This window comes from Mycobacterium neumannii, assembly GCF_048452905.1.
Lineage (GTDB): Bacteria > Actinomycetota > Actinomycetes > Mycobacteriales > Mycobacteriaceae > Mycobacterium > Mycobacterium neumannii_B.
Genome location: NZ_JBCGVF010000002.1, coordinates 236948 through 261973, shown reverse-complemented (window position 1 = coordinate 261973; position 25026 = coordinate 236948). Strand labels below are relative to the sequence as shown.

General features: G+C 67.4%; 23 protein-coding genes. 15 read left to right on the top strand and 8 right to left on the bottom strand.

Annotation, left to right across the window (positions count from 1 at the left end; translation table 11 throughout):
* Positions 1–27: 27 nt before the first annotated feature.
* The gene (locus AAHH99_RS05900; RefSeq protein ID WP_418767829.1) at positions 28–438 is read left to right on the top strand and encodes a RidA family protein; all 411 of its coding nucleotides are present in this window, start codon (positions 28–30) and stop codon (positions 436–438) included.
* Here the strand turns inward: AAHH99_RS05900 and AAHH99_RS05895 are convergent.
* Positions 435–1085, bottom strand: coding sequence for a hypothetical protein (locus tag AAHH99_RS05895; protein ID WP_418767828.1), 651 nt, complete (start codon positions 1083–1085; stop codon positions 435–437). The two genes, AAHH99_RS05900 and AAHH99_RS05895, sit on opposite strands and share 4 nt — an antisense overlap.
* A 9-nt stretch (positions 1086–1094) precedes the next feature.
* Positions 1095–2159, bottom strand: a complete 1065-nt coding sequence (locus AAHH99_RS05890) for a M23 family metallopeptidase (protein WP_418767827.1) — start codon at positions 2157–2159, stop codon at positions 1095–1097.
* 283 nt (positions 2160–2442) lie between these two features.
* Here AAHH99_RS05890 and sucC point away from each other — a divergent pair, with 283 nt between their 5' ends.
* The 4 genes from sucC to modA all read left to right on the top strand — a co-directional run bounded on the left by sucC (position 2443) and on the right by modA (position 7025).
* Positions 2443–3606 carry an ADP-forming succinate--CoA ligase subunit beta gene (gene sucC / locus AAHH99_RS05885; RefSeq protein WP_418767826.1) on the top strand — a complete coding sequence of 388 codons (1164 nt, stop codon included), beginning with the start codon at positions 2443–2445 and terminating at the stop codon, positions 3604–3606.
* A 12-nt stretch (positions 3607–3618) separates the two neighbouring features.
* Positions 3619–4521, top strand: a complete 903-nt coding sequence (gene sucD, locus AAHH99_RS05880; protein ID WP_418767825.1) for a succinate--CoA ligase subunit alpha — start codon at positions 3619–3621, stop codon at positions 4519–4521.
* Positions 4522–4723: 202 nt separating this feature from the next.
* A complete protein-coding gene (locus tag AAHH99_RS05875) occupies positions 4724–6262 on the top strand; it encodes an acetyl-CoA acetyltransferase (RefSeq protein WP_418767824.1) in 1539 nt (512 codons plus the stop codon).
* A gap of 19 nt (positions 6263–6281) precedes the next feature.
* Positions 6282–7025, top strand: a complete 744-nt coding sequence (modA, locus tag AAHH99_RS05870) for a molybdate ABC transporter substrate-binding protein (RefSeq protein ID WP_418767823.1) — start codon at positions 6282–6284, stop codon at positions 7023–7025.
* On the opposite strand, the gene AAHH99_RS05865 is transcribed toward modA, so the two are convergent.
* Entirely contained in the window at positions 7026–7874 is an 849-nt protein-coding gene (locus AAHH99_RS05865) for an LLM class F420-dependent oxidoreductase (RefSeq protein ID WP_418767822.1), read from the bottom strand. It abuts the gene before it with no gap.
* A 104-nt stretch (positions 7875–7978) separates the two neighbouring features.
* On the opposite strand from AAHH99_RS05865, the gene sfnG reads away from it, so the two are divergent.
* From sfnG to AAHH99_RS05825, 8 genes are all read left to right on the top strand, one after another.
* Positions 7979–9109 (top strand): dimethylsulfone monooxygenase SfnG, encoded by a 1131-nt coding sequence (sfnG, locus tag AAHH99_RS05860; RefSeq protein WP_418767821.1) that lies wholly within the window; start codon positions 7979–7981, stop codon positions 9107–9109.
* A 51-nt stretch (positions 9110–9160) separates the two neighbouring features.
* A complete protein-coding gene (locus AAHH99_RS05855) occupies positions 9161–10042 on the top strand; it encodes a DUF5336 domain-containing protein (protein ID WP_418767820.1) in 882 nt (293 codons plus the stop codon).
* 71 nt (positions 10043–10113) lie between these two features.
* The gene (locus tag AAHH99_RS05850; RefSeq protein WP_418767819.1) at positions 10114–11556 is read left to right on the top strand and encodes a DUF6350 family protein; all 1443 of its coding nucleotides are present in this window, start codon (positions 10114–10116) and stop codon (positions 11554–11556) included.
* Between the two features lie 10 nt (positions 11557–11566).
* On the top strand, positions 11567–12196 hold the full coding sequence (purN, locus tag AAHH99_RS05845) for a phosphoribosylglycinamide formyltransferase (RefSeq protein WP_418767818.1): 630 nt from the start codon (positions 11567–11569) through the stop codon (positions 12194–12196).
* Positions 12193–13758, top strand: a complete 1566-nt coding sequence (gene purH, locus AAHH99_RS05840; protein ID WP_418767817.1) for a bifunctional phosphoribosylaminoimidazolecarboxamide formyltransferase/IMP cyclohydrolase — start codon at positions 12193–12195, stop codon at positions 13756–13758. Before purN ends, purH begins: the two co-directional genes overlap by 4 nt.
* A 51-nt stretch (positions 13759–13809) precedes the next feature.
* Positions 13810–14469 carry a hypothetical protein gene (locus AAHH99_RS05835; protein ID WP_418767816.1) on the top strand — a complete coding sequence of 220 codons (660 nt, stop codon included), beginning with the start codon at positions 13810–13812 and terminating at the stop codon, positions 14467–14469.
* Between the two features lie 92 nt (positions 14470–14561).
* Positions 14562–15944 carry a sigma 54-interacting transcriptional regulator gene (locus AAHH99_RS05830; RefSeq protein ID WP_418767815.1) on the top strand — a complete coding sequence of 461 codons (1383 nt, stop codon included), beginning with the start codon at positions 14562–14564 and terminating at the stop codon, positions 15942–15944.
* A gap of 48 nt (positions 15945–15992) precedes the next feature.
* On the top strand, positions 15993–17981 hold the full coding sequence (locus tag AAHH99_RS05825) for a VWA domain-containing protein (protein WP_418767814.1): 1989 nt from the start codon (positions 15993–15995) through the stop codon (positions 17979–17981).
* 12 nt (positions 17982–17993) lie between these two features.
* On the opposite strand, the gene AAHH99_RS05820 is transcribed toward AAHH99_RS05825, so the two are convergent.
* Positions 17994–18575, bottom strand: a complete 582-nt coding sequence (locus tag AAHH99_RS05820) for a DUF1707 SHOCT-like domain-containing protein (protein WP_064399507.1) — start codon at positions 18573–18575, stop codon at positions 17994–17996.
* Between the two features lie 93 nt (positions 18576–18668).
* On the bottom strand, positions 18669–19430 hold the full coding sequence (locus AAHH99_RS05815) for an SDR family oxidoreductase (RefSeq protein ID WP_418767813.1): 762 nt from the start codon (positions 19428–19430) through the stop codon (positions 18669–18671).
* 119 nt (positions 19431–19549) lie between these two features.
* On the opposite strand from AAHH99_RS05815, the gene AAHH99_RS05810 reads away from it, so the two are divergent.
* Positions 19550–20125, top strand: a complete 576-nt coding sequence (locus AAHH99_RS05810) for a hypothetical protein (RefSeq protein WP_418767812.1) — start codon at positions 19550–19552, stop codon at positions 20123–20125.
* Complete coding sequence (locus tag AAHH99_RS05805) at positions 20122–21090, top strand: HTTM domain-containing protein (protein ID WP_418767811.1); 969 nt, start codon at positions 20122–20124, stop codon at positions 21088–21090. The genes AAHH99_RS05810 and AAHH99_RS05805 overlap by 4 nt, the downstream gene beginning before the upstream one ends.
* Here the strand turns inward: AAHH99_RS05805 and AAHH99_RS05800 are convergent.
* The 3 genes from AAHH99_RS05800 to AAHH99_RS05790 are packed head-to-tail and all read right to left on the bottom strand — an operon-like array spanning position 21087 to position 24960.
* A complete protein-coding gene (locus tag AAHH99_RS05800; RefSeq protein ID WP_418767810.1) occupies positions 21087–21866 on the bottom strand; it encodes an enoyl-CoA hydratase family protein in 780 nt (259 codons plus the stop codon). The two genes, AAHH99_RS05805 and AAHH99_RS05800, sit on opposite strands and share 4 nt — an antisense overlap.
* Positions 21866–23041 (bottom strand): acyl-CoA dehydrogenase family protein, encoded by a 1176-nt coding sequence (locus tag AAHH99_RS05795; RefSeq protein ID WP_418767880.1) that lies wholly within the window; start codon positions 23039–23041, stop codon positions 21866–21868. Before AAHH99_RS05795 ends, AAHH99_RS05800 begins: the two co-directional genes overlap by 1 nt.
* The gene (locus tag AAHH99_RS05790; protein ID WP_418767809.1) at positions 23023–24960 is read right to left on the bottom strand and encodes an acetyl/propionyl/methylcrotonyl-CoA carboxylase subunit alpha; all 1938 of its coding nucleotides are present in this window, start codon (positions 24958–24960) and stop codon (positions 23023–23025) included. Before AAHH99_RS05790 ends, AAHH99_RS05795 begins: the two co-directional genes overlap by 19 nt.
* Between the last annotated feature and the right edge of the window lie 66 nt (positions 24961–25026).

Sequence of the window (25026 nt, the reverse complement as noted above, 5' to 3'; positions counted from 1 at the left end):
TCGGATCGGATCGGTCAAGATCGTTCTATGGCGACGTCTGTGCGGTTGATCCGCTCGTCCACCCTGTCCGATGTAGCCGAGTACGCCTATGCCGCAACGGCCCCCTCCGATGCGCGGTTGATCTTTCTGGCAGGGGCCTGTCCCCTCAACGACGACGGTTCGACCGCGGCCGTCGGCGATTACGCGGGGCAGGCAGCGGCCTGTGTCGAGACCATGACGCGCGCGCTCGCCGAGGCCGGCGCCACGCTGCAGGACGTGATCAGCACCCGCGTACTGGTCGCCTCCGCCGAACAGCGTGATCTGGTCACCGCATGGGAAGTGGTACGCGACGCGTTCGGGGACCACGACGTGCCGAGCACCTTGTTCGGAGTGACTGTCCTCGGCTACGAGGATCAACTCGTCGAGATCGAGGCGATTGCTGCAGTCGTCGACGGCTAGGACCTTTCCCAGCGGCCGGTGGCGGGCAGCGCGGCCAGCACGATGCTCGCCAGTGGTAGCACCGGGATCGCGTACACCACGGCCGGTAGCTTGGCCCCGGCCACGAACAGGCTCGAGAAAATCAGCAGGGCCACCATCGACCCCACCATGACCAGCAGCCGGCTCACCCAACGCCGCAACAGCAGTCCGATCAGCCCGGCGATGAGGGCGGCCCCCGAGATCGCGGTCAGGAAGCCGACCGCGATGCAGAACAGTTGGTCGGTGCGCCACCAACCGGTGATCAGGTCGGTGGCGATGACTGCGGTGGCCCAGCCGGTCAGGATGCTGGCGACCGCGGTGGCGATCGCGGTCTTCGGGTTGGCCGGCGGCGATCCCGTCGGTGAGACAGCGACCGGTCGTGCGCGCGGAATGTAGGCCGTCTCGGGTGCGGCGCGGTCGGACAGCTGTGTGGCGCCTCCGTCCGCCATCTGCGTAGGCGGGCCGGCGATCGGGATCGAGCCGGTCGGATGGCGCCGGATGATGCTGGTCTGCGGGTCCTGGCCGGTCGGAATCTCACCGGAAGGGTGACGACGGATGATGCCCGTTTCCGCGCTCGACGGGGATTGGGGTGATTGGCGTGTCAGATCGGAATCGTCGTCGCTGGCCACTCAGCCAGACTAGTTGCCGAAAGACAGGCCGCGTTTGGCCAACCAGCCCACGGGGTCGACACGGTCGGTGCCGTTCAGGTGCACCTCGAAGTGCAGGTGCGGGCCCGTCGAGTTGCCGGTGTTGCCCATCTTGGCGATCTGGTCACCTGCCCAGACTCGCTGACCGACACTCACCGACCACGAGCTGAGGTGACCGTAGAGCGTCACCGTGCCGTCGGAGTGCCGGACCTTGACCATGTTGCCGTAACCGGCATACGGCCCGGCCGAGATGACCACGCCGTCGGAGGCGGCGAGCACCGGCGTGCCGATCGAGTTCGCGATGTCGATGCCGCCGTGCAGGGCGCCCCAGCGGTAACCGAAGCCCGACGTCCACACGCCGGTGGTTGGCGTCACGAACATCGGCCGCTGCAGCCGGGCTTCGCGCTCGGCGCGCTCCTGGGCGAACGCGGCCGCCTTCTGGATCTCCTCGGTGTGCATTGCCGAGCTGGCGGCCGGTGTCACGGCGACCACCTGCATACCGCCTGACGTCTCGCTCACCGGGTTGGCCATCGCGGACTGGTCGACGGCCAGGACGGCCTCCGAGGACTTCTCGTGGGCCGCATTGGCCATCGAGTAGGCGCCCGCGGCGGTGGCGCCGACGGCCATCGCGGCCACCATCAGCCGGCCCTTGACGGGAACTTCCTGCTTGCGGTGCGCAGGCGTGCGGCTGCCGATCCGGATGACATCGGTCGCGTCCATGCCATCGCTGGTGTCGGTGTGGCTGTCGCGGTAGGCGTGCGAGCGGCGCGCGTGCCTCGGACCGGACTGTGACCCGGATTGGAACTCCGAGGGCACGGCGAGACGCAGCGGAACGAGGTCGTCGGTGGCGGTCAGGTCATCGAGCTCGGGGGCGTGGATGACCTGGGCTTCGCGGTCGAACGCACTGTTCTCGCGGAAGTCGATGTCAGCGAGATCGCCGAATTCGTTGAACGGGATGATGTCGGTGACTTCGGCAGGGGATTCGCTTGCACGGCGGCTGATTTGCCGGTTCGTCGACGATCTGCGATGAGATCCGGACGAACGGTGCGAAGCCAACCTGGGGTGTCCTTGCCTGTCGAGAAGCCTGTCGGGATTGCCTGTCGTGACCAAAGCGTTATCGAGACCAGAGGCACGTTAACCAACTCGCGACGGCGGCTGCAAGCCGAGAGCCTATTCCGCGGAGGATTGTGATTTGTATCACTGAGCCGAGCTGGTGAGATCTACCACATGACCGGTGGGCGGTGCCAACGCGTTCTGGGCGTGTGGATAAAGTTCCACGGAGCCTTCGGCCCAACAACTCCGCAATCGACGCGCTAGAGACAGGGACGTTCCACAGCCAATGGACCTCTTCGAATACCAGGCGAAAGAGCTCTTCGCCAAGCACAACGTGCCCACCACGCCCGGTCGAGTGACCGACACCGCCGAGGACGCCAAGGCGATCGCCGAGGAGATCGGCAAGCCGGTGATGGTCAAGGCGCAGGTCAAGACCGGCGGCCGCGGTAAGGCGGGCGGCGTGAAGTACGCGGCCACCGCCGACGACGCGTTCACCCACGCCCAGAACATCCTCGGCCTGGACATCAAGGGCCACATCGTCAAGAAACTGCTGGTCTCCGAGGCCAGCGACATCGCCGAGGAGTACTACATCTCCTTCCTGCTCGACCGCGCCAACCGCACCTACCTCGCGATGTGCTCGGTCGAAGGCGGCGTGGAGATCGAAGAGGTCGCAGCCACCAAGCCGGACCGGCTGGCCAGGGTCCCCGTCGACGCGACCAAGGGCGTCGACGAGGCGTTCGCCCGTGAGATCGCCAAGAAGGGCCATCTGCCCGAGGAGGTGCTCGACGCCGCCGCGGTGACGATCGCCAAGCTCTGGGAGGTGTTCGTCGGCGAAGACGCGACGCTGGTCGAGGTGAACCCGCTGGTGCGCACTCCTGACGACCAGATCCTGGCGCTGGACGGCAAGGTCACGCTCGACGGCAACGCCGACTTCCGGCATCCCGAGCACTCCGAGTTCGAGGACCGCGACGCCACCGATCCGCTGGAGCTCAAGGCCAAGGAGCACGACCTCAACTACGTCAAGCTCGACGGGTCGGTGGGCATCATCGGCAACGGCGCGGGCCTGGTGATGTCAACGCTGGACGTCACCGCCTACGCCGGGGAGAAGCACGGCGGCGTGAAGCCGGCCAACTTCCTCGACATCGGCGGCGGCGCCTCGGCCGAGGTGATGGCCGCGGGTCTGGACGTCATCCTCAACGACGAACAGGTCAAGAGCGTGTTCGTCAACGTGTTCGGCGGCATCACCTCGTGTGACGCCGTCGCCAACGGCATCGTTAACGCGCTGAAGATCCTCGGCGACGAGGCCAACAAGCCGCTCATCGTCCGTCTCGACGGCAACAACGTCGAAGAGGGTCGCCGCATCCTGGCCGAGGCCAATCACCCATTGGTGATCCAGGCCGACACCATGGACTCCGGAGCCGACAAAGCCGCCGAGCTGGCGAACAAGTAAGGGACGCACCTCATGTCGATCTTTTTGAACAAGGACTCCAAGGTCATCGTCCAGGGCATCACCGGCGGCGAAGGTACCAAGCACACCGCGCTGATGCTCAAGGCCGGCACGCAGCTGGTCGGCGGTGTCAACGCACGCAAGGCCGGCACGACCGTCTCGCACGTCGACAAGGACGGCAAGGACGTCGAGTTGCCGGTGTTCGGCTCTGTCGCCGAGGCGATGAAGGAAACCGGCGCCGACGTGTCGGTGGTGTTCGTGCCGCCGAAGTTCGCCAAGGACGCGATCATCGAAGCCATCGACGCGGAGATCCCGCTGCTGGTCGTCATCACCGAGGGAATCCCGGTGCAGGACACCGCATACGCGTGGGCTTACAACGTGGAGAAAGGGCAGAAGACCCGCATCATCGGTCCCAACTGCCCGGGCATCATCACGCCCAGCGAGGCGCTGGCCGGGATCACGCCTGCCAACATCACCGGTCCGGGCCCGGTCGGCCTGGTGTCGAAGTCCGGCACGCTGACCTATCAGATGATGTTCGAACTGCGCGATTTCGGGTTCTCGACCGCCATCGGCATCGGCGGCGACCCTGTCATCGGCACCACGCACATCGACGCGATCGAGGCCTTCGAGAAGGACCCCGACACCAAGGTGATCGTGATGATCGGTGAGATCGGCGGTGACGCAGAAGAGCGCGCGGCCGATTACATCAAGGAGAACGTCAGCAAGCCCGTCGTCGGCTACGTCGCGGGGTTCACCGCGCCGGAGGGCAAGACGATGGGTCACGCGGGCGCCATCGTGTCGGGTTCTTCGGGCACCGCCGCCGCGAAGAAGGAAGCGCTGGAGGCCGCGGGCGTGAAGGTCGGCAAGACACCGTCGGAGACCGCCAACCTGGCCCGGGAGATCCTGCAGAGCCTGTAACGCGCGCTCCACGCTTTGCGCGCGCTCTACTCTTTGGCGCGAGCGACCGTGTTTGTGCGCGACACGCCGCAGTCTGGTGTGCAAAAGCGGTCGCTCGCGCTTGCGGTAGGGCCTGCGCGGGGTGTGAAGTGTGCCGCAGGATTAGGAACACGTTCTCCTGCTCGATTAGCCTGACGAACTAACAGTTCTCAGGAGGTCTGTAATGGTCGATTCCCGGACCCCGGTCATCGTCGGCGTCGGGCAGTTCACCGAGCGCATCGACGATCCCGGCTATCGGGGCATGTCGGCGGTCGACCTTGCGACCGAGGCGGTGCGGGCCGCGCTCGCCGACACCGGGCTCGACGCCACGGCGGCCGCACAGGCCATCGAGACGGTGTATGCGCTGCGCCAGTTCGAGATCTCCGGGCCGATGCCCGCGACGCTGGGCAAGTCGAACAACTATCCGCGGTCGGTGATGGGGCGCGTCGGCGGCGATCCGGCCCGTGTCGTGCTCGAGCCGGTCGGCGGGCAGGGGCCGCAGAAGCTCGTCACCGAGGCGGGCAGTGCCATCGCGGCGGGTGAGTTCGACGTGGCGATGGTGATCGGCTCGGAACCGGGTTCGACGGCTCGCTACTGGCGCCGCGCCGCCGAACAAGGACAGGCCAAGCCCGACTTCACCGAACACGTTGAGGGGCAACTCGAGGACCGCGGGCACCAGATCCACAAGTACTTCACCGAGTACACCGCATCCCACGGATTGACCGGTGCCGCAGTGCAGTACGGGCTGCTGGACAACGCGCGTCGTAGCCGCTTGGGACTCGGCGTTTCCGAATACCGCAGGCAGATGGCCGAACTGTTCGCGCCGTTGTCGAAAATCGCTGCGAAGAACCCGTTTTCGTCGTCACCGGTCGAACGGTCAGTGCAGGAGATCGTCACCGTCACCGACGACAACCGGATGATCTGCGACCCCTACCCCCGCCTCCTGGTGGCCCGCGATCAGGTCAACCAGGGCGCCGCCGCGATCATGATGTCGGTGTCGGCCGCACGCCGACTCGGGGTGCCCGAGGAGAAATGGGTGTACCTGCACGGGCATTCGGACCTGACCGAGCAGGACCTGCTGGACCGCGTCGACCTCGGCGCCAGCCCCGCGACCGTGCACGCCGTGCGAGAAGCCCTGCGGGTGGCCCAGATCGGTGTCGACGACATCGCCACCTTCGACCTGTACAGCTGCTTTCCCTTCCCGGTATACGTCGCCTGCGAGGCGCTCGGCATCGACGGCGAGGACCCGCGGGGCCTGACGGTGACCGGCGGCCTGCCGTACTTCGGCGGCCCGGGGAACAGCTACTCGCTGCACGCCATCGCCGAGACCGTCACCCAAATGCGCGATCAGCCCGGACGTTTCGGCTTCGTGGGAGCCAACGGCGGCACGATGAGCAAGTATTCGGTCGGCGTCTATTCGACGCTGCCGACCGACTGGCGGACGAACGACAGCGAGAACCTCGACGCGGATGTCGCGGCACTGCCGAAGGTTCCGGTGGTCGAGCGGCCCGACGGTCGCGCGACGATCGAGACCTACTCCGTTCGCTACGACTGGCCGGTCCGCACCGGGATCATCATCGGCAGACTCGAATCGGACAACTCGCGGTTCTTGGCCATCTCCGAGGAGGAGGATCTCGTCGCGTTGATGTCGGACGGAGATCCGCTCGGTGCGGCGATCACGGTGCGTCCGGCGGAGAAGATCAACCGCGCCAGCCTGGCCTGACCACAAGGGAGGAGCAGTCGTGAAGCCCCTCTCGCTTCTGGCCGCGCTGCTCCTGACCCTGGCCACCGGATGCGGGCAAGGGTCCGAACGCGATTCGCTTATGGTGTTCGCCGCGGCCTCGCTGAGCACAGCGTTCACCGAGATCGGTGCGCAGTTCGAAAAAGACCACCCAGGCACTCGGGTGGAGTTCTCCTTCGCCGGTTCCTCCGACCTCGCCACGCAGTTGATGCAGGGTGCGCGAGCCGACGTGTTTGCCTCCGCCGACACCGTGAACATGGACAAGGTCGCTGACGCCGGATTGCTTGCCGGTGACCCGGTGAACTTCGCGTCCAACACCATGGTGATCGTGATAGCGGCGGGAAATCCCAAGGAGGTCAGGACGATACGTGATCTCACTCGGCCCGGGATCAACGTCGTGGTCTGTGCCCCTCAGGTCCCGTGCGGGTCGGCGACACGGAGGGTCGAAGTGGCTGCGGGAGTCGACCTGTCGCCAGTCAGCGAGGAGTCCTCGGTGACCGACGTGCTGAACAAGGTGACGAGCGGTCAGGCCGACGCCGGAATCGTTTATGTCACCGATGCCCGAGACGCCGGTGCACGTGTCGCCACGGTGTCCGTACCCGAGGCCGCCGATGTCGTCAACGTCTATCCCATAGCGACGCTGGAAGACTCGTCGCAGCGCGACCTCGCCCTGACATTCGTCGATGCGGTGACCAGCGACGCGGGACAGCGGGTGCTCGGCTCGGCGGGCTTCGGTAAACCCTGATCAGACAAGGGCGGACAGCTTGCCCGCGAGCCGTTCGACGTACGCGGCGACGTCGTCTTCGGACTTGTCGGGAAGGCCGAACAGCACTTCGGTGACCCCGAGATCGGCCCAGCGGGCAAGCTTTTCGGGGTCGGGTTTGAAGTCGAGGGCGACGATCTGCGGTGCTCCGTCGCGGCCCGCGGCCGCCCAGGTGTCCTGCAGCAGCTTGACCGGCTCGTCGATGTCGAAGTCGCGCGGTGTGGTGATCCAGCCGTCGGCGGACCGAGCGATCCACTTGAAGTTCTTCTCGGTGCCCGCCGCTCCGACGAGGACGGGGATGTGCGGTTGAATCGGTTTGGGCCATGCCCAGCTGGGCCCGAAGTTGACGAACTCGCCTTCGTACGAGGCTTCCTCCTGGGTCCACAGTGCCCGCATCGCTTCGAGGTATTCGCGCAGCATGGTGCGTCGGCGACCGGGCGGCACGTTATGGTCGGCGAGTTCGTCGGTGTTCCAGCCGAAGCCGACCCCGAGGCTGACCCGGCCACCGGATAGGTGGTCGAGCGAGGCGATCGACTTCGCCAACGTGATCGGGTCGTGCTCCACCGGCAGCGCCACAGCGGTCGACAACCGGACCCGCGAGGTCACCGCAGCCGCGGTGCCGAGGCTGACCCAGGGATCGAGCGTGCGCATGTAGCGGTCGTCGGGCAGCGACTCGTCGCCGGTCGTCGGATGCGCAGCCTGCCGCTTGATCGGAATGTGCGTGTGTTCGGGCACGTAGAAGGTGGTGAAACCGTGGTCATCGGCCAGCTTGGCCGCCGCCGCGGGGGTGATCCCGCGGTCGCTGGTGAACAGCACGAGCCCGTAATCCATGTCCAGAATTAGAACGTGTTTCAGTCTGGGGGGCAAGCACGGGTTTGGCTCACCACGAGCGATACCGGCGACGGGCGAACAGGTCACTGTTGTCATGGCAGACCATGACGACCGAACGCATCGCCGATCACGTGAAGTTCGCCTACTGGGTGCCCAACGTCAGCGGCGGACTGGTGACCAGCGATATCGAGCAGCGCACCGACTGGAAATACGACTACAACGTCAAGTTGGCGCGGACGGCCGAGGACAACGGGTTCGAGTACGCATTGAGCCAGGTCCGCTATGAGGCGAGTTATGGCGCGGAGTACCAGCACGAGTCGACCAGCTTCTCACTGGCGCTGCTGCTGGCCACCCAGAAACTGAAGGTGATCGCCGCGGTGCATCCGGGGCTGTGGCAGCCCGCGGTGCTGGCCAAGCTCGGCGCCACCGCCGATCACCTCAGCGGCGGCCGGTTCGCGGTCAACGTGGTGTCGGGATGGTTCAAAGACGAGTTCACCCACCTCGGTGAGCCGTGGCTCGAGCACGACGAGCGCTACCGGCGCAGCGCGGAGTTCCTGCAGGTGCTGCGCAAGATCTGGACCGAGGACGACGTTGACTTCCGCGGCGACTTCTACCGCATCCACGACTTCACGCTCAAACCCAAACCGCTCAACACCCCCGAGCGGCCCAATCCCGAACTTTTCCAAGGCGGTAACTCCACGGCCGCGCGGCGAAACGGTGGTCTGTATGCAGACTGGTACTTCTCCAACGGCAAGGACTACGACGGGGTGAGCGAACAGATCGTCGACGTCCGCGGCCACGCCCGCACGACCGGCCGCGAGGTGCGGTTCGGGCTCAACGGCTTCATCATCGCCCGCGACACCGAGAAAGAGGCGAAGGAGACGCTCAAAGAGATCGTTGCCAAGGCCAACAGACCCGCGGTGGAGGGATTCCGCGCCGCGGTCCAACAGGCGGGCAACTCGACCGCGGATCAGCGCGGCATGTGGGCGGATTCGACGTTCGAGGACTTGGTGCAGTACAACGATGGCTTCCGCACGCAGCTGATCGGCACACCCGAGCAGATCGCCGAACGTATTGCGGCGTACCGCAAACGCGGAGTCGACCTGATCCTCGGCGGCTTCCTGCACTTCCAGGAGGAGATCGAATACTTCGGCGCAAGGGTGTTGCCGCTGGTCCGCGAAATCGAACAGACCGAACAGGACACCGTGGGCGAACCGGTGCTGGTCTCTGCATGACGCGCTGTGCGCTAGCGTGGTTTCGAAGCCCGCCCGAGCACAGGAGAGGCCATGTCGTACCCCCAAGGACCACCCGGTAGCCCGGGATACCCGCAAGCACATCAGCCGACCACCCAGTTCTCCGCGCCGACGCAGCAGTTCGGCAGAACGCCGGAGAGCTCATCCCCGGCTTCCGACGTCGCGAGCAAGCTGCCTCTCTACTTGGCCGCCGCCGTGGCGCTGTTGGGGCTGGCGGTGTACCTCGCGAGCTTTGCGCCCCTGTTCACGATCTCCGCGTCGGATTTTCCGGGCCTGGGCACCATCAGCGGAAGCTCGTTCGGTCTGGTGCTCGCCGTCGCGGCGTCACTCGTCGCGGGCCTGCTCGCCGGAACGGCGCTCCTGCCGAGGCAGGGCGTCCACACGTCGGTGTACGCAGTGCTGGCGGTCGCGGCGTTCCTCCTGATCATCGCCGAGGTGATCAACCGGCCCAGCGGTGCCGCGATCGATTGGGGCCTTTACCTGATCATCGCGTTCTCGCTGTTCCAGGCGATCATCGCGGTGGCGGCGCTGCTGTTCGAGTCGGGCGTCATCACTCCGCCGGCGCCGCGTCCGAAGTACGACCAGTCCTACGGGCATCAGCAGTACGGCGCACCGGGCCCGTACTACGGTCACCAGGGCCAGCAGCATCACGGCGGACCGCAGCAGCGGCCGGGATACCCGTCGACGTACCCGGGCGGCTATCCGGGCGGTCCGTCGACCGGCGGCTACCCCGCAGCCCAGCAACAAGGCCATCCCCAGGGTCAACAGGGCCAACAGGGTCCGGCGACACCGCCGACCGGGTTCCCCGCGTACGGTCAACCGCCGTCGCCGTCGTCTTCGCAGACATCCTCACCGTCGACGCAGACCCCGGAGCAACCGTCGTCTTCCTCGCAGTCGGGTCCGCCGCCTTCCTGAGGTGAGCCAGTAGTCTGAGCCGCGCGTGCGTCACCGCCGCACGGCAGCCTGACTGAGGAGCGGCTCAACCAGTGGATCAACGGCCAGTCGGCGCACGCCAGGCGCGTGAGCTGCTTCGGGTCGCGTTCGGGCCGTCGTTGGTGGCGCTTGTCGTCATCGCGGCGATCGTGTTGCTGCAACTGCTGATCGCCAACAGCGACATGACCGGCGCCCTCGGCGCGACCGCGAGCATGTGGCTCGGCGTGCACCTGGTGCCGGTGTCCATCGGCGGCGCCGAGCTCGGGGTGTTGCCGCTGATGCCCGCGCTGGCGATGGTGTGGGGCACGGCGCGCACGACCGCGGCGGCGACCAGTCCGAACGCCTCGTGGTTCGTGACGCGTTGGGTTGTGGCCTCGGCATTGGGCGGCCCGCTGCTGATCGCAGCGATCGCGTTGGCGGTCGTCCACGACGCGGCTTCGGTGCTCACCGAACTGCAGACCCCGCACGCGTTGCGCGCCTTCGGCGGCGTGCTGGCCGTACATGCGATCGGTGCGGTGGTCGGCGTCGGGTCCCGCATCGGCGCGCGGCTGATGGCCCCGACCTCGGGCCGTGCTTCGCTGCCCGCCTGGCTGCCGGACGCGGTCCGCGCCGCGGTCGCGGGTGTGCTGGCGCTCGTCGGCCTGTCGGGTGTGGTGATGGCGGGTTCGCTGGTTGTGCACTGGTCGACGATGGACGAGCTCTACTCGATCACCGACTCGATGTTCGGACAGTTCAGCCTGACCGTGCTGTCGGCGCTCTACATCCCGAACGTGCTGGTCGGAACGGCCGCGGTGGCGGTCGGGTCGAGCGCGCACGTCGGGCTCGCCACCTTCAGCTCCTTCACCGTCTTCGGCGGCGACATTCCGGCGCTTCCGGTGCTGGCCGCGGTCCCCTCGCCGCCGCTGGGCCCGGTATGGGTGGCGTTGCTCATCGTCGCGGCGGCCTCGGCGGTGGCGGTCGGGCAGCAGTGCGCGCGACGCCCGCTTCCGCTGGGCCCGGCGATGGGCAAACTGCTCGTCGCGTCGGCGCTGGCCGCACTCACCATGGCGCTGCTCGGCTATGCCGGTGGTGGGCGGCTGGGCAACTTCGGCGACGTCGGCGTCGACCAGACGACCTTCGGGCCCGCGGTGTTCCTGTGGTTCGCCGGCATCGGCGCGTTGACGGTGGTGATGGCCGGCGGCGTGGCCCGCAGGCCGCGAGCGCCCAAGGCGGTGGTCGACGCAGGCCCCGACGTCGACCCGGACCCGGACGTGGGGGCTGATGTAGCCGCCGAGCCCGAACCCGAGCCGGAATCCGACGACGCCGAACCGGAACCCGGGCCCGAGGTCGTCGGCGACGAGGCCCTCGAAGCCGAACCTGCAGATCCGGCGGGCACCGGAGCCGCCGACCAGGCCGAGACCCCCGCGGACCTGCCGAACGACACCGCGAGCGACATCGTCGAGGACCCCGAAGAGCACTTCATGGCGGACGACGACGGTCCGCCCGGCACCCATTAGGCTGCCAGGCGTGCAGCAACCCCTCCGCGTACCGCCGAAGGTTCCTGCGCGGGTCGTCGTGCTGGCGTCGGGGACCGGGTCGCTGCTGCAGTCGCTGCTGGACGCCACCGCGGGCGAATACCCCGCATCGATCGTCGCCGTCGGTGTGGACCGCGACTGCGCTGCCGTCGACATCGCGGCGGCCGCCTCGGTTCCGTCCTTCACCGTGCGACTGCGCGACTACCCGGACCGGACGGCGTGGGACGCCGCGCTCACCGAAGCCACCGCCGCATACGAGCCCGACCTGATCGTCTCCGCTGGGTTCATGAAAATCCTTGGGCCGCATTTTCTCTCGCGGTTCATGGGCCACATCATCAACACACATCCGGCGCTGCTGCCCGCCTTTCCCGGCGCGCACGCGGTGGCCGATGCGCTTGCCTACGGCGTCAAGGTGACCGGCTGCAGCGTGCATCTGGTCGACGCGGGAACCGACACGGGCCCGGTGTTGGCGCAGGAGGCGGTGCCCATCCTCGACGACGACGACGAGGCGACACTGCACGAACGGATCAAGGTCGTCGAACGGCGACTTCTGGCCGAGATACTGGCCGCGGTGGCTGTCCGCGGTGTGACCTGGACGGGACGAAAGGCGACATTGGGATGACCGAGGGCAAGCGGCCGATCAGGCGGGCGCTGATCAGCGTCTACGACAAGACCGGCCTCGCCGAGCTGGCCCGCGGGTTGCACGAAGCCGGGGTCAGCATCGTGTCCACCGGGTCGACCGCGAAAACCATTGCCGCCGCAGATGTTCCGGTGACACCCGTGGAAGAGGTCACCGGCTTCCCCGAGGTGCTCGACGGGCGGGTCAAGACCCTGCATCCGCGTGTGCACGCCGGACTGCTCGCCGACCAGCGCAAGCCCGAACACGTCTCGGCCCTGGCCGATCTCGGTGTCGAGGCCTTCGAACTCGTCGTGGTCAACCTCTACCCCTTCGCCGAGACCGTGGCCTCCGGCGCGAGCATCGACGAATGCGTCGAGCAGATCGACATCGGCGGCCCGTCGATGGTTCGGGCCGCCGCGAAGAACCACCCCAGCGTCGCGGTGGTTGTCGACCCGCTGGGCTACGACGGTGTGCTCGCCGCGGTGCGCTCCGGCGGGTTCACGCTGGCCGAACGAAAAATTCTGGCGTCTCTGGCATTTCGGCACACGGCCGAATATGACGTCGCCGTCGCCTCCTGGATGGGTGCCGTGCTCGCGCCGGAGGAGCCGGCTCAGAAGCTGCCCGCGTGGGTGGGCGGCACGTGGCGGCGCAGCGCCGTGCTGCGTTACGGCGAGAACCCCCATCAGCAGGCCGCGCTCTACCGCGACGACGCCGGGTGGCCGGGCCTGGCGCAGGCCGAGCAGTTGCACGGCAAGGAGATGTCCTACAACAACTACACCGACGCCGACGCTGCCTGGCGGGCCGCCTTCGACCACCCCGAGATCTGCGTGGCGATCATCAAACACGCCAACCCGTGCGGTATCGCGATCTCGTCGCAGTCGGTGGCCGACGCACACCGCAAAGCTCACGAATGCGATCCGCTGTCGGCGTTCGGCGGTGTGATCGCGGCCAACACCGCGGTGTCGGTCGAGATGGCCGAGACCGTGGCCGACATCTTCACCGAGGTGATCATCGCGCCCGCTTACGAAGCAGGCGCGGTGGACGTGCTCACCCGTAAGAAGAACATCCGGGTGTTGGTGGCCTCCGAACCGCAGCCGGGGGGCACCGAGTTCCGCCAGGTCAGCGGTGGCTTGCTGGTACAGCAGCGCGACGAGTTCACCGCTGGCGGCGACGACCCGCTCACTTGGACCCTGGCCACCGGCGAGCCCGCCGATCCCGCGACATTGGCGGACCTGATGTTCGCGTGGCGGGTGTGCCGGGCGGTCAAGTCGAACGCGATCGTCGTCGCTGCGGACGGCGCCACCGTCGGCGTCGGCATGGGTCAGGTGAACCGAGTCGATGCGGCCCGCCTCGCGGTGCAGCGGGCCGGCGACCGGGTACGCGGCGCGGTCGCCGCCTCCGACGCGTTCTTCCCGTTCCCCGACGGGCTGGAGGTGCTGACCGAAGGCGGCGTCAAGGCGATCGTCCACCCGGGCGGTTCCGTGCGCGACGAGCAGGTCACCGAAGCCGCTGCCAGAGCGGGTATCTCGCTCTACCTCACCGGTGCACGTCACTTCGCGCACTGATGTCTGGTTGATCTGGGCCGAAGACGGCGGGAGGTGGCTATGTTGCACAGCATGTTCACTGCGTCGCGCAACGCCGCCGCCCTGCTGCTGGCGATCTTTGTGCTGGTCTCCTGCACGCGGACCGTCGACGACGCACGCGCTGTCGCGGGTGAGGACCTGTCGGCGGCGGCCGATCCCGGCGGACTCGGCTCGTCGCAATGCGAGGCCGTCGACGACCCATTGACGACGATCCCGGCCAAGAACGACAACGAGCCGGTGATGAGGATTCCGACGCCGCCGGGGTGGGAGCGGACCACGATGATGGATTCGGAACTGATCCGCTTCGCCATGCGCAACGATGACCTGACCGCGCAGGGGTTCACGCCGAACGTCGTGGTGACGCTCGAAAGCGCGCCCGGTGTGCAGGATGCGGGCCTGATTTTCACCAACATGCGTGACGCGCTCGAGTCGGGCATCGGCGCCACGGACGTTCGCGAGACCGAGGGCACGGTGTGCGGGCTGCCCGCCAGGATGTTCGACTACCAGATGCCGGTGATGGGCAACGTCGCCCCGCATCCGGCCGTCGCCCTCGGCGCGGTGATGCGCACCGAAGGACGGACTTTCGCTGTCAGCGTGACCGTCCAGACGCTGGTCCCCGAGGACCCGACGTATCAGCGGGACAGCCAGACGATCCTCGACGGGTTCCAACTTCTGCCGCCGTCTGCGGGCTGAGTCGACGCGGCGAGCGTACCGAATTGGGCGGATGCGAGCCTCGCAGGCATGGGAAACCCGCACGCTCGCGAGACAAGTCGTAGCTTGGAGTGGTGACTCAACCCCAAGATCTACCCCGCACCGTCGGCGAGCTGAGGGCCTCCGGCCATCGCGAGCGGGGCGTCAAGCAAGAAATCCGGGACAACCTGCTGGCCGCTCTGGCGCAGGGACGCGACGCGTGGCCGGGCATCCTCGGCTTCGAGGACACCGTCATTCCGCAGCTCGAGCGGGCGCTGATCGCAGGCCACGACGTGGTGCTTCTCGGCGAACGCGGTCAGGGCAAGACCCGGCTGCTGCGCGCGCTGACGGGTCTGCTCGACGAATGGACCCCGGTGATCGCCGGGTCGGAGCTGGGCGAGCATCCGTACGACCCGATCACCCCCGAGTCCATCCGGCGCGCGGCGGACTCGGGCGACGACCTGCCGATCGCGTGGCGGCACCGCAGCGAGCGCTACACCGAGAAGCTGGCCACCCCCGACACCAGCGTGGCCGACCTGGTCGGCGACATCGACCCGATCAAGGTCGCGGAGGGCCGCAGCCTCGGCGATCCGGAGACCATCGCATTCGGGTTGATCCCGAGGGCGCACCGGGGCATCGTCGCGATCAACGAGCTGCCCGACCTCGCCGAGCGCATCCAGGTGTCGATGCTCAACGTGATGGAGGAGCGCGACATCCAGGTTCGCGGGTACACGTTGCGGTTGCCGCTCGACGTCCTCGTGGTCGCCAGCGCCAACCCGGAGGACTACACCAACCGCGGCCGGATCATCACCCCGCTCAAGGACCGGTTCGGCGCCGAGATCCGCACGCACTACCCGCTGGAGCTCGACGCGGAGGTCGGCGTCATCACCCAAGAGGCGCACCTGGCCGCCGAGGTGCCCGAGTACCTGATCCAGGTCTTGGCACGGTTCGCCCGTTATCTGCGCGAGTCGCGGTCGATCGACCAGCGCTCAGGGGTTTCCGCGCGCTTCGCGATCGCCGCGGCCGAGACCGTCGCCGCGGCCGCGCGTCACCGGTCGGCGGTGCTGGGGGAACAGGAGCCGGTGGCCCGCGTGGTCGACCTGGGCTCGGTCGTCGACGTGCTGCGCGGCAAGCTCGAGTTCGAGTCCGGCGAGGAGGGTCGCGAGCAGGCGGTGCTCGAGCACCTGCTGCGGCGGGCCACCGCGGACACCGCGCAGCGGCTGCTCGGTGGCATCGACGTCGGACCGCTGGTGGTCGCGATCGAGAACGGCTCGGCCGTCACCACTGGTGAGCGGGTCTCGGCGCGCGAGGTGCTGGCCGCGGTGCCGGAGGTGCCCGCGATCGCTGAGATCCAGAAGCGGCTCGACGCGAAGTCCGACGGGCAGCGAGCGGCCGCGGTGGAGCTGGCACTCGAGGCGCTGTATCTGGCCAAGCGGATAGACAAGGTGTCGGACGAGGGCGAAACGACCTATGGCTAGACGTCGCCGTACGACGATCAAGCAGCGAGGGACGAGCTGCGTTGAGGAGTGCGGCCGGTGAGCAAGAGTTCGCGGTATTCGCGATACACCGGCGGGCCCGACCCGCTGGCGCCCCCGATCGATCTGCGCGAGGCACTCGAGCAGATCGGCCAGGACGTGATGGAGGGCAGTTCGCCGCGGCGGGCGCTGTCGGAGATGTTGCGGCGCGGCACCAAGAACATGCGCGGCGCCGACAAACTCGCCGCCGAAGCCAACCGTCGTCGCCGGGAGTTGTTGGCGCGCAACAACCTCGACGGCACCCTGGCCGAGGTCAAAAAGCTCCTCGACGAGGCGGTCCTCGCCGAGCGCAAGGAACTGGCGCGTGCCCTCGACGACGACGCGCGGTTCAACGAGATGCGCATCGAGTCGCTGCCGCCGTCGCCCGCCAAGGCCGTCCAGGAGCTGTCGGACTACGAATGGCGAAGCCCCGAGGGGCGCGAGAAGTACGAGCAGATCAAGGATCTGCTCGGCCGCGAGATGCTCGACCAGCGGTTCGCGGGTATGAAGCAGGCGCTGGAGAACGCCACCGACGAAGACCGGCAGCGGGTCAACGAGATGCTCGACGACCTCAACGAGTTGCTGGACAAGCACGCCAAAGGCGAGGACTCCCAAAAAGACTTCGACGACTTCATGAACAAGCACGGCGAGTTCTTCCCTGAGAACCCGCGCAACGTCGACGAACTGTTGGATTCGCTGGCCCAACGTGCGGCGGCCGCCCAGCGCTTCCGCAACAGCCTGAGCGCCGAGCAGCGCGCGGAGCTGGATGCGTTGGCGCAACAGGCATTCGGTTCCCCGTCGCTGATGAACGCGCTGAACCGCCTCGACTCCCATCTGCAGGCGGCCCGGCCCGGGGAGGACTGGGGCGGTTCGTCGAACTTCTCCGGGGACAACCCGCTCGGCATGGGTGAGGGCGCTCAGGCGATGGCCGACATCGCCGAACTCGAGCAGTTGGCCGAGGCGCTGTCGCAGAGTTATGCCGGCGCCACGATGGAGGACGTCGACCTCGACATGTTGGCCCGCCAGCTGGGTGAGGACGCCGCCGTCGATGCGCGCACGCTGGCTGAGCTGGAACGGGCGCTGATGGACCAAGGGTTCCTGGACCGCGGGTCCGATGGCCAGTGGCGGCTGTCGCCCAAGGCGATGCGCCAGCTCGGGCAGACGGCACTGCGCGATGTGGCGCAACAGCTTTCGGGTAGGCACGGTGAGCGAGACACCCGCAGGGCGGGCGCGGCCGGCGAGCTGACGGGCGCGACCCGGCCGTGGGCTTTCGGCGACACCGAGCCGTGGAATGTGACGCGCACACTCACAAACGCGGTGCTGCGGCAAGCCGGGAATCCGGAACGGAGCCCGAGCGCACCCATTCAGATCACGGTCGAGGACGTCGAGATCTCCGAAACCGAGACGCGCACCCAGGCGGCGGTGGCGCTGCTGGTCGACACGTCGTTCTCCATGGTGATGGAGAACCGATGGCTGCCGATGAAGCGCACCGCGCTGGCGCTCAACCATCTCGTCAGCACGCGGTTCCGGTCGGACGCGTTACAGATCATCGCGTTCGGACGCTATGCCCGAACCGTGACGGCCGCCGAGCTCACCGGCCTGGAGGGCGTGTACGAGCAGGGCACCAACCTGCACCATGCGCTCTCGTTGGCCGCGCGCCATCTACGTCGTCACTCCAACGCCCAGCCGGTGGTGCTCGTCGTCACCGACGGGGAGCCGACCGCACACCTGGAGCGCGGTGCGAACGACGACCGCTCTTCTGCTGTGTTCTTCGACTACCCGCCGCATCCGAGGACGATCGCCCACACGGTCAAGGGCTTCGACGAGGTGGCCGCGCTCGGCGCGCAGGTGACGATCTTCCGGCTGGGCAACGATCCGGGGCTGGCCCGGTTCATCGACCAGGTGGCGCGGCGGGTGGAGGGCCGCGTGGTGGTGCCCGACCTCGACGGGCTGGGCGCCGCGGTCGTCGGCGACTATCTGAGGTCTCGCCGACGACGCTGAGCGCCGGTGGGATCAGGCGGCCTTGCGCTTCTTACGCTTTACGCCGACTCGGCCCCACAGGGAGAAGCCGCGGATGCACACGCACGGCGCGCCGGGTGAGCCCTCACCCTCCACGGACCGGTCGAAGGTGCCCATCACGCCGACGCCACGCAGGTCGACGTTGACCTCCGGCGGCACCAGGATCGTCTGGCCACCGAAGATCGAGTAGGAGTGGATCTCCACCTCCGGTGAGGTGAAGTCGGCGTACCGCAAATCCACCACGCCGCCGCCGAAGAGGGCGAACGTGGTCATCCGCCTCGGCACGTTCCAGCGACCGCGGCGCTCGAAGCCGCTCATGATGGCCAGCAGCATCGTCGACGGCGCAGGCCGGCACGGGCCGCCGCTGCGCCCCCGGGTGATCGCGCCGGGCAGGTCAGCCGACAAACGGTCCAGCTCGTCGTACGTCTGCGCGGCATATGCCCTGGTCAGGCGGTCCTCGTACTCGTTGAGTTGAAGTCGGCCCTGGGCGGCGGCATCAGTGAGCAGCTGTGCCACCTGAATTCGATCGGTGTCAGCAGCACGCATCGGACCGCTCCGCGACGCTGGATTGCTCATCGGATACGAGCGTACGACGAACCGTGGCACATGCAAGCAAGTAGGCCAAACTGTGCCCTGACTCGCGAGGGCGAAGAATCTAGATGGGCGAACTTAATTCCCGGCTGCAAGAAATTCGGCGAACCCGAGAGCGCCCATCCGGTTCTGCGGAACCAGGTTGGCGCCCGACCGCAATTCCTTTCCGATTCGTCCAGGCACGGGCACCGCAAGGGTCCGGCGCCGGCTCGCCGTGGCTTCGAGATACATGCGCGCCAACTCCGTGTGGGTGTGCACCTCGGGCCCACCGACGTCCGGTGCCCGACGCGCCGGTTCGGTGCCGACCAGTTCCACCAGCCGAGCCGCGACGTCGGCGGTGTCGATCGGCTGAAACCGCACCCCGCGAAACGCGCACATCACGGGGGAGTACCGCTGCAGCGCGAAGATCGCGCGGATCAGGTCGTGGAACTGTGTCGCCCGCAGCACGGTGTGGCCCACCCCGGACGCTTCGAGGACCTGTTCGGCGCGCAGCTTCGTGCGGTAGTACGGCAGCGGAATGCGGTCGATGCCGGCGATCGACACGTGCACGATGTGCGCAACGCCGGCCCGGCGGGCCGATGTGACGAGGTTGCGCATCGCTGTGACGTCCTTGTCGCCGATCGGTTGCGTCGCGCAGTTGACCACGACCTCGATACCGTCGACCGCCGCGTCCAGGCCCGTACCCGTCAGCAGGTCGGCCCGAGCCCAGTGCACGCCGGTGTATCCCACATGGCTTTTGCGGCTCAGCGCCCGAACATCGTGGCCCGCGTCGATCGCCTCCGGTACCACGCGGTGGCCAAGTGTGCCCGTTGCCCCGGTGACGAGAACCGTACGTGACATCAGCCCTCACACTATGCCCCTGGTCAAGCCCTTCGGGAACGCCGAGTTCTGCGCTGACGCGGTGCCACGGCGAGAATCGCACGGTGAATTAGGGTGTTCCCGACGAGAGGCGAGAACCGGTGACGCCAGACCAGCAGGAGCAGCAGGACCGTAGGCCTCCGCTTGGCGGCTTTCACACTCTGCAACAGCGGTTCGAGAGCTCACGGCTGGGCAGGGTGGTCATCAGCGTGGCCATCGTGGTCTTCGTGTTCGTCGGAGTCGTGTGCAACCTGCCCGACTCGCCGATCAAGCGTGAGCTGCTGCCCGTCGTCGAGCCGATCGCGGTGCCAGCCGCGCTCGACCAGAGTTGGGCGATGTATGCCAACCCGAGCAGGCGCCAAGACACCGTCGAGGTGCAGGTGCGCTTCGCCGATGGTCAGACCCGGGTGTGGACCTTCGAGCCCGGCGCCAGCGGCGTCGGGTGGTGGGACCGTTGGCTGCTGCTCAGATATGCCGCGCTTTTGGACGCCGACTTCCGGCGGCAGCTGGCCCACTGGGTGGTCCGCGAGGTGAGTCGGCCGAACGACGAGGCCGTCGGCGTCACGATGCTGCTGCGCACCGAGACGTTGACAGCGCCGGGTGAGGAGTCGGCCGAGACCCGGCGCCCCGTCGCCTCGAAAGTCCTCTACCAAGAGGATCTGGCGGGCGCGCGATGACCGCGGGGGATCGGGTCCGGTCGGCATGGGGTTCCGCCGCCGACCGCTGGAACGGCTTCTTCTTCACCGCTCAGCCCGCCTACCCGCTGGGTCTCGTGCGGATCGGGTTCGGCCTCGTCATCGTCACCTGGTGCCTGACGCTGATCCCCGATCTTCTCGGCGTCTTCGGAAGTCAAGGCGTGGAGCCCGAGCATCCCCGGGTGAACTTCCAATGGAGCGTCTTCCAGATATGGCCGGGCGACAACGCCCTGCTCGCCGGGTGGGTGGTGCTGCTGGTGGCCGCGATCGCGATGACGGTCGGTTGGCACAGCCGCGTAGCGGCGGTCCTCGTTTTCGTTCTGCTGCAGTCGTTCCTGCGACGCGGTGAGCATTACTTCAACGCCGGGGAGTCCATTCTCACGGTCACCGCCCTGGTTCTGGCGCTTTCGTCGTGCGGTGCGGCGTTGTCGTTGGACCAGCGACGGCTCGTCGGTGCGTTCTGGTCTGCGCAGACCAGGGCGGTATGGCCGGTCCGGCTGCTGCAAATCCAGCTGTCGATCATCTACCTGGCGACCGTCCAGGCGAAGCTGGCGAACAAGAGCTGGGTGGAGGGCTCAGCGGTCTTCTACGCATGGGGGACCGACGGCCGGTGGGCGCTGTTGCCTGCTCCTGAGTGGTTGGCCGCCAACGCGATTCTGGTGAACCTCATCGCGTGGGGCACTCTGTTGATGGAACTGGCGCTGGCGATCCTCGTCTGGAGCAGGCGCTGGCGGTACTGGGTGCTGGCGGCGGGCGTGGTGATGCACTTGACGATCATGGTCAACCTGAACGTCGCGTTCTTCAGCGTCGCGATGTTCGTGCTGTATCTGGCGTTCGTTCCGGGCGTGGCGATCGAGCGCCTGCCGACGCGATGGAAAGCCAAGCGCGACAACCGCTTGTCAGATCAGCCGCGACCGCCGCCGTCCGAACAGTCAGCGGTGCCCTAGGACTCGGCGGAGCTGATCCACCGTGGCTGGCGCTTCTCGAGGAAAGCGAGCATGCCTTCGCGGGCCTCCTCGGAGACGAACAACTGGGCGCTCTGCGCGGTGAGCTCTTCGGCGCGACGGTCGAAGGATTCCAGGATGGGCGCTGTGACCAACGCCTTCGAGGTCGCCAACCCCTGCGGTGACGCCTTGCCGATCGCGGAGGTCAGGTCGGTGATGTTGGCATCCACATCGTCGGATGCGATCGTGATCAGTCCCATCTCGGCCGCCTCCGCGGCGTGGAATTTCTCTCCTGTGACGAAGTAGCGGCTCGCCGCGCGGCTGGTCATCCTGGGCAGCAGGGTGAGCGAGATGATTGACGGCGCGACACCGATGCGAGCCTCGGTCAGCGCGAACGTGCTTTGGCGACCGGCCACCACGATGTCACATGCGCCCACCAGGCCCAGGCCGCCGGCGCGGACATGCCCGTCGATGGCGCCGACCACCGGGACCGGCAGCTCGAGGATGCGGCGCAGCAGCCGGGTCATCTCGCGGGCGCGGTCGACGGCCAGGTCGCTCGGGTCGCGGCCAGCTGCCTCGCTCAGATCGGCTCCCGCGCAGAACGTTCCGCCGGTGTGGCCGAGCACGACGACGCGCACGTCGGGATCGGTGACCGCGTCGGTGAAGGCCTGGTGCAGCTGTTCGACCAGTGCGGTGGACAATGCGTTGCGATTGGCGGGCGAGTCGAGCGTCAGCCGAGCGACCGGCCCGTCGACTGCGTACCTGACGAGCGTGTCCATCAGTAGGACCGGGGCAGTCCGAGCGAGGTCTGCGCGACGAAGTTGAGGATCATCTCCCGGCTGACCGGCGCGATGCGGGCGAGCTTTGACGCCGTGACGGCGGCGGCGATGCCGTACTCCTTGGTCAGCCCGTTGCCGCCCATCGACTGCACCGCTTGATCGACCGCGCGCACCGAGGCCTCACCTGCGGCGTACTTGGCCATGTTCGCCGCCTCGGCGGCGGCGACGTCGTCTCCCGCGTCGTACAGCGACGCCGCCTTCTGCATCATGAGCTTCGCCAGTTCGATCTCGATATGGTTCTGCGCCAACGGGTGTGACAGCCCCTGGTGCGCGCCGATCGGTGTCTTCCAGACCTGACGGGTCTTGACGTAGTCGACGGCTTTGTTGATCGCGAACCGGCCCATGCCGACCGCGCTCGCGGCGCCCATGATCCGCTCGGGGTTCAAACCGGCGAACAGCTGCGCGATCGCGGCGTCCTCGGAGCCGACCAACGCGTCGGCGGGCAGCCGAACCTCGTCGAGGAAGAGCTGGAACTGGTTCTCCGGGCTGACCAGTTCCATCTCGATCTTCGTCGCGCTCAACCCTTTTGTGTCGGTCGGAACGATGAACAACGCTGGTTTCAGGTTCCCGGTTTTGTGGTCTTCGGTGCGGCCGACGACGAGCACGGCCTGCGCTTGATCGACACCGGAGATGTACACCTTCTGCCCCGACAGGATCCAGTCGTCACCGTCGCGGCGCGCGGTGGTCGTGATGCGGTGGCTGTTGGAGCCCGCATCGGGTTCGGTGATCGCGAACGCCATCGTGATGGACCCGTCGGCGATGCCGGGCAGCCAGCGCTTCTTCTGGTCGTCGGTGCCGAACTTGGCGATGATGGTGCCGTTGATCGCCGGCGAAACGACCATCAGCAACAGCGGGCAGCCTGCCGCTGACATCTCCTCCATCACGATCGACAGCTCATACATGCCTGCGCCACCGCCACCGTACTCTTCGGGCAGGTTCACCCCGATGAAACCGAGTTTGCCTGCCTCCGACCATAACTCGTCGGTGTGTTCGTCGGCGCGCGCCTTCTCCAGGTAGTAGTCCTGGCCGAAGTTCGCGGCCATCGCGGCGACCGACTTGCGTAACGCCTGCTGCTCTTCGGTCTCGACGAAACTGCTCACTGTTCTCCTTCGGATCGGGCGACGACTCGGGCGATGACGAAGCCGACATCGACTTGTTGACCGGGTTCGACGTTGAGTTCGGCGAGCACGCCGTCGCTGGGTGCGGTGACGGTGTGCTCCATCTTCATGGCTTCCAACCACACCAGCGGTTGGCCTGCGGTGACGGTGTCGCCGGCCACGGCGCCGACGCGCAGCACCGAACCGGGCATCGGCGCCAACAACGAGCCGTGTGCGAGGGCGTCGTCGGGGTCCCCGAACCGCGGTCTGGTGGTGAGATGAACCGGGCCCGAGGGTGAGTCGACGAATACGTCCTGGCCGTAGCGTGCCACCTCGAACGGTCGGTCCACGCCCGCCACGGTCAACACGATCCGCGTCGGTGATGCCGAAAGGAGCGACACGTCGTTGTGGTCGGGCAACTCGAGACCCGAACGGGTGAACCGGTACCGGACGTCGTGCTCGGTGCCGCCGGTGTCCGCGTACCGCTTGATCTGGTAGCCCGACGCCAGATTGCGCCAACCGCTGGGGGCGGCCGCGAATGCCGTCGCAGCGCTGCGGTTTTCGGCCGCATCGGCCAGGGCGGCGGCCAGGGCTGATAACGCGCCCGTGCGGTCGTCGGTGAGCGGTGCCGACAATGCCCCCAGTCCGTGGGTGTCGAAGAACGCGGTGTCGGTGGCACCGTCGAGGAACGCCGGATGGCGCAGCACGTTGACCAGCAGATCGCGGTTGGTGCGCACCCCGTGAATGCGACTGCGCGACAGCGCATCGGCGAGAACAATGGCCGCCTGGCGACGGTGGGGCGCAAAAGAGATCACCTTGGCCAACATCGGGTCATAGAAGATCGACACCACCGAACCGTCGACGACCCCGGAATCCACCCGGACGTGGGTGGGGACCTCGAACCGGTGCACGGTGCCTGCCTGCGGCTGCCAGCCTTTCGCCGGATCCTCGGCGTAGAGACGGGCCTCGATGGCGTGGCCCCGTGATGGCGGCGGCTCGGCGTCGAGCCTGTCCCCGTCGGCGACAAGCAGTTGCAGCGCAACCAGATCCAGGCCGGTGGTCTCTTCGGTCACTGGGTGTTCGACCTGGAGCCGGGTGTTCATCTCAAGGAAGTAGAAGTCGCCGGACGCGTCGGCCATGAACTCCACAGTGCCCGCTCCGGTGTAGCCGATCGCGGTCGCGGCCAGCCGCGCGGAATCGAAGAGCTTGGCGCGCATACCCGGTGTGCGCTCGACGAGCGGCGAGGGCGCCTCTTCGATGATCTTCTGATGGCGTCGCTGGATCGAGCATTCGCGTTCGCCGACCGCCCAGACGGTGCCGTGTTCGTCGGCGAGCACCTGAACCTCGACATGGTGCCCGCTGGCCAGGTAGCGCTCGCAGAACACCGTCGGGTCGCCGAAAGCGGATGCCGCCTCCCTACGGGCGGCTTCGACTTGGCCCGGCAATTCCGACAGCTCACGCACGACGCGCATTCCGCGGCCGCCGCCGCCCGCCGAGGCTTTGATCAAGACGGGCAATTGGCCGGAGGTCACGGCGTCGGGGTCCAGCTCGTCGAGTACAGGGACGCCCGCGGCCGCCATCATCTTTTTCGCCTCGATCTTGCTGCCCATCGCGGCGACCGCCGCGGGAGGCGGCCCGATCCACGTCAGACCCGCATCGCCAACGGCGCGTGCGAACTCGGCGTTCTCCGATAAGAATCCGTATCCCGGATGTACGGCGTCGGCGCCCGCCGCACGAGCCGCGGCGATCAGCTGATCGGCGTCGAGGTATCCGGTGCGGCCGCTCAGGCGTACCCGCGCGTCGGCTTCGCCGACATGCGGGGAGTGCTCGTCGGGGTCGGTGTAGACGGCGACCGTGCCGATGCCGAGCCTCCTGCATGTCGCGAACACCCGACGGGCGATCTCACCGCGGTTGGCGACCAGAACTCGAGTGATCATATGCGTCTCCCGCGCCGAGTCTGAAGATGTGATCGAGAAATGCGGGAGAAATCGCGCATATGTTCA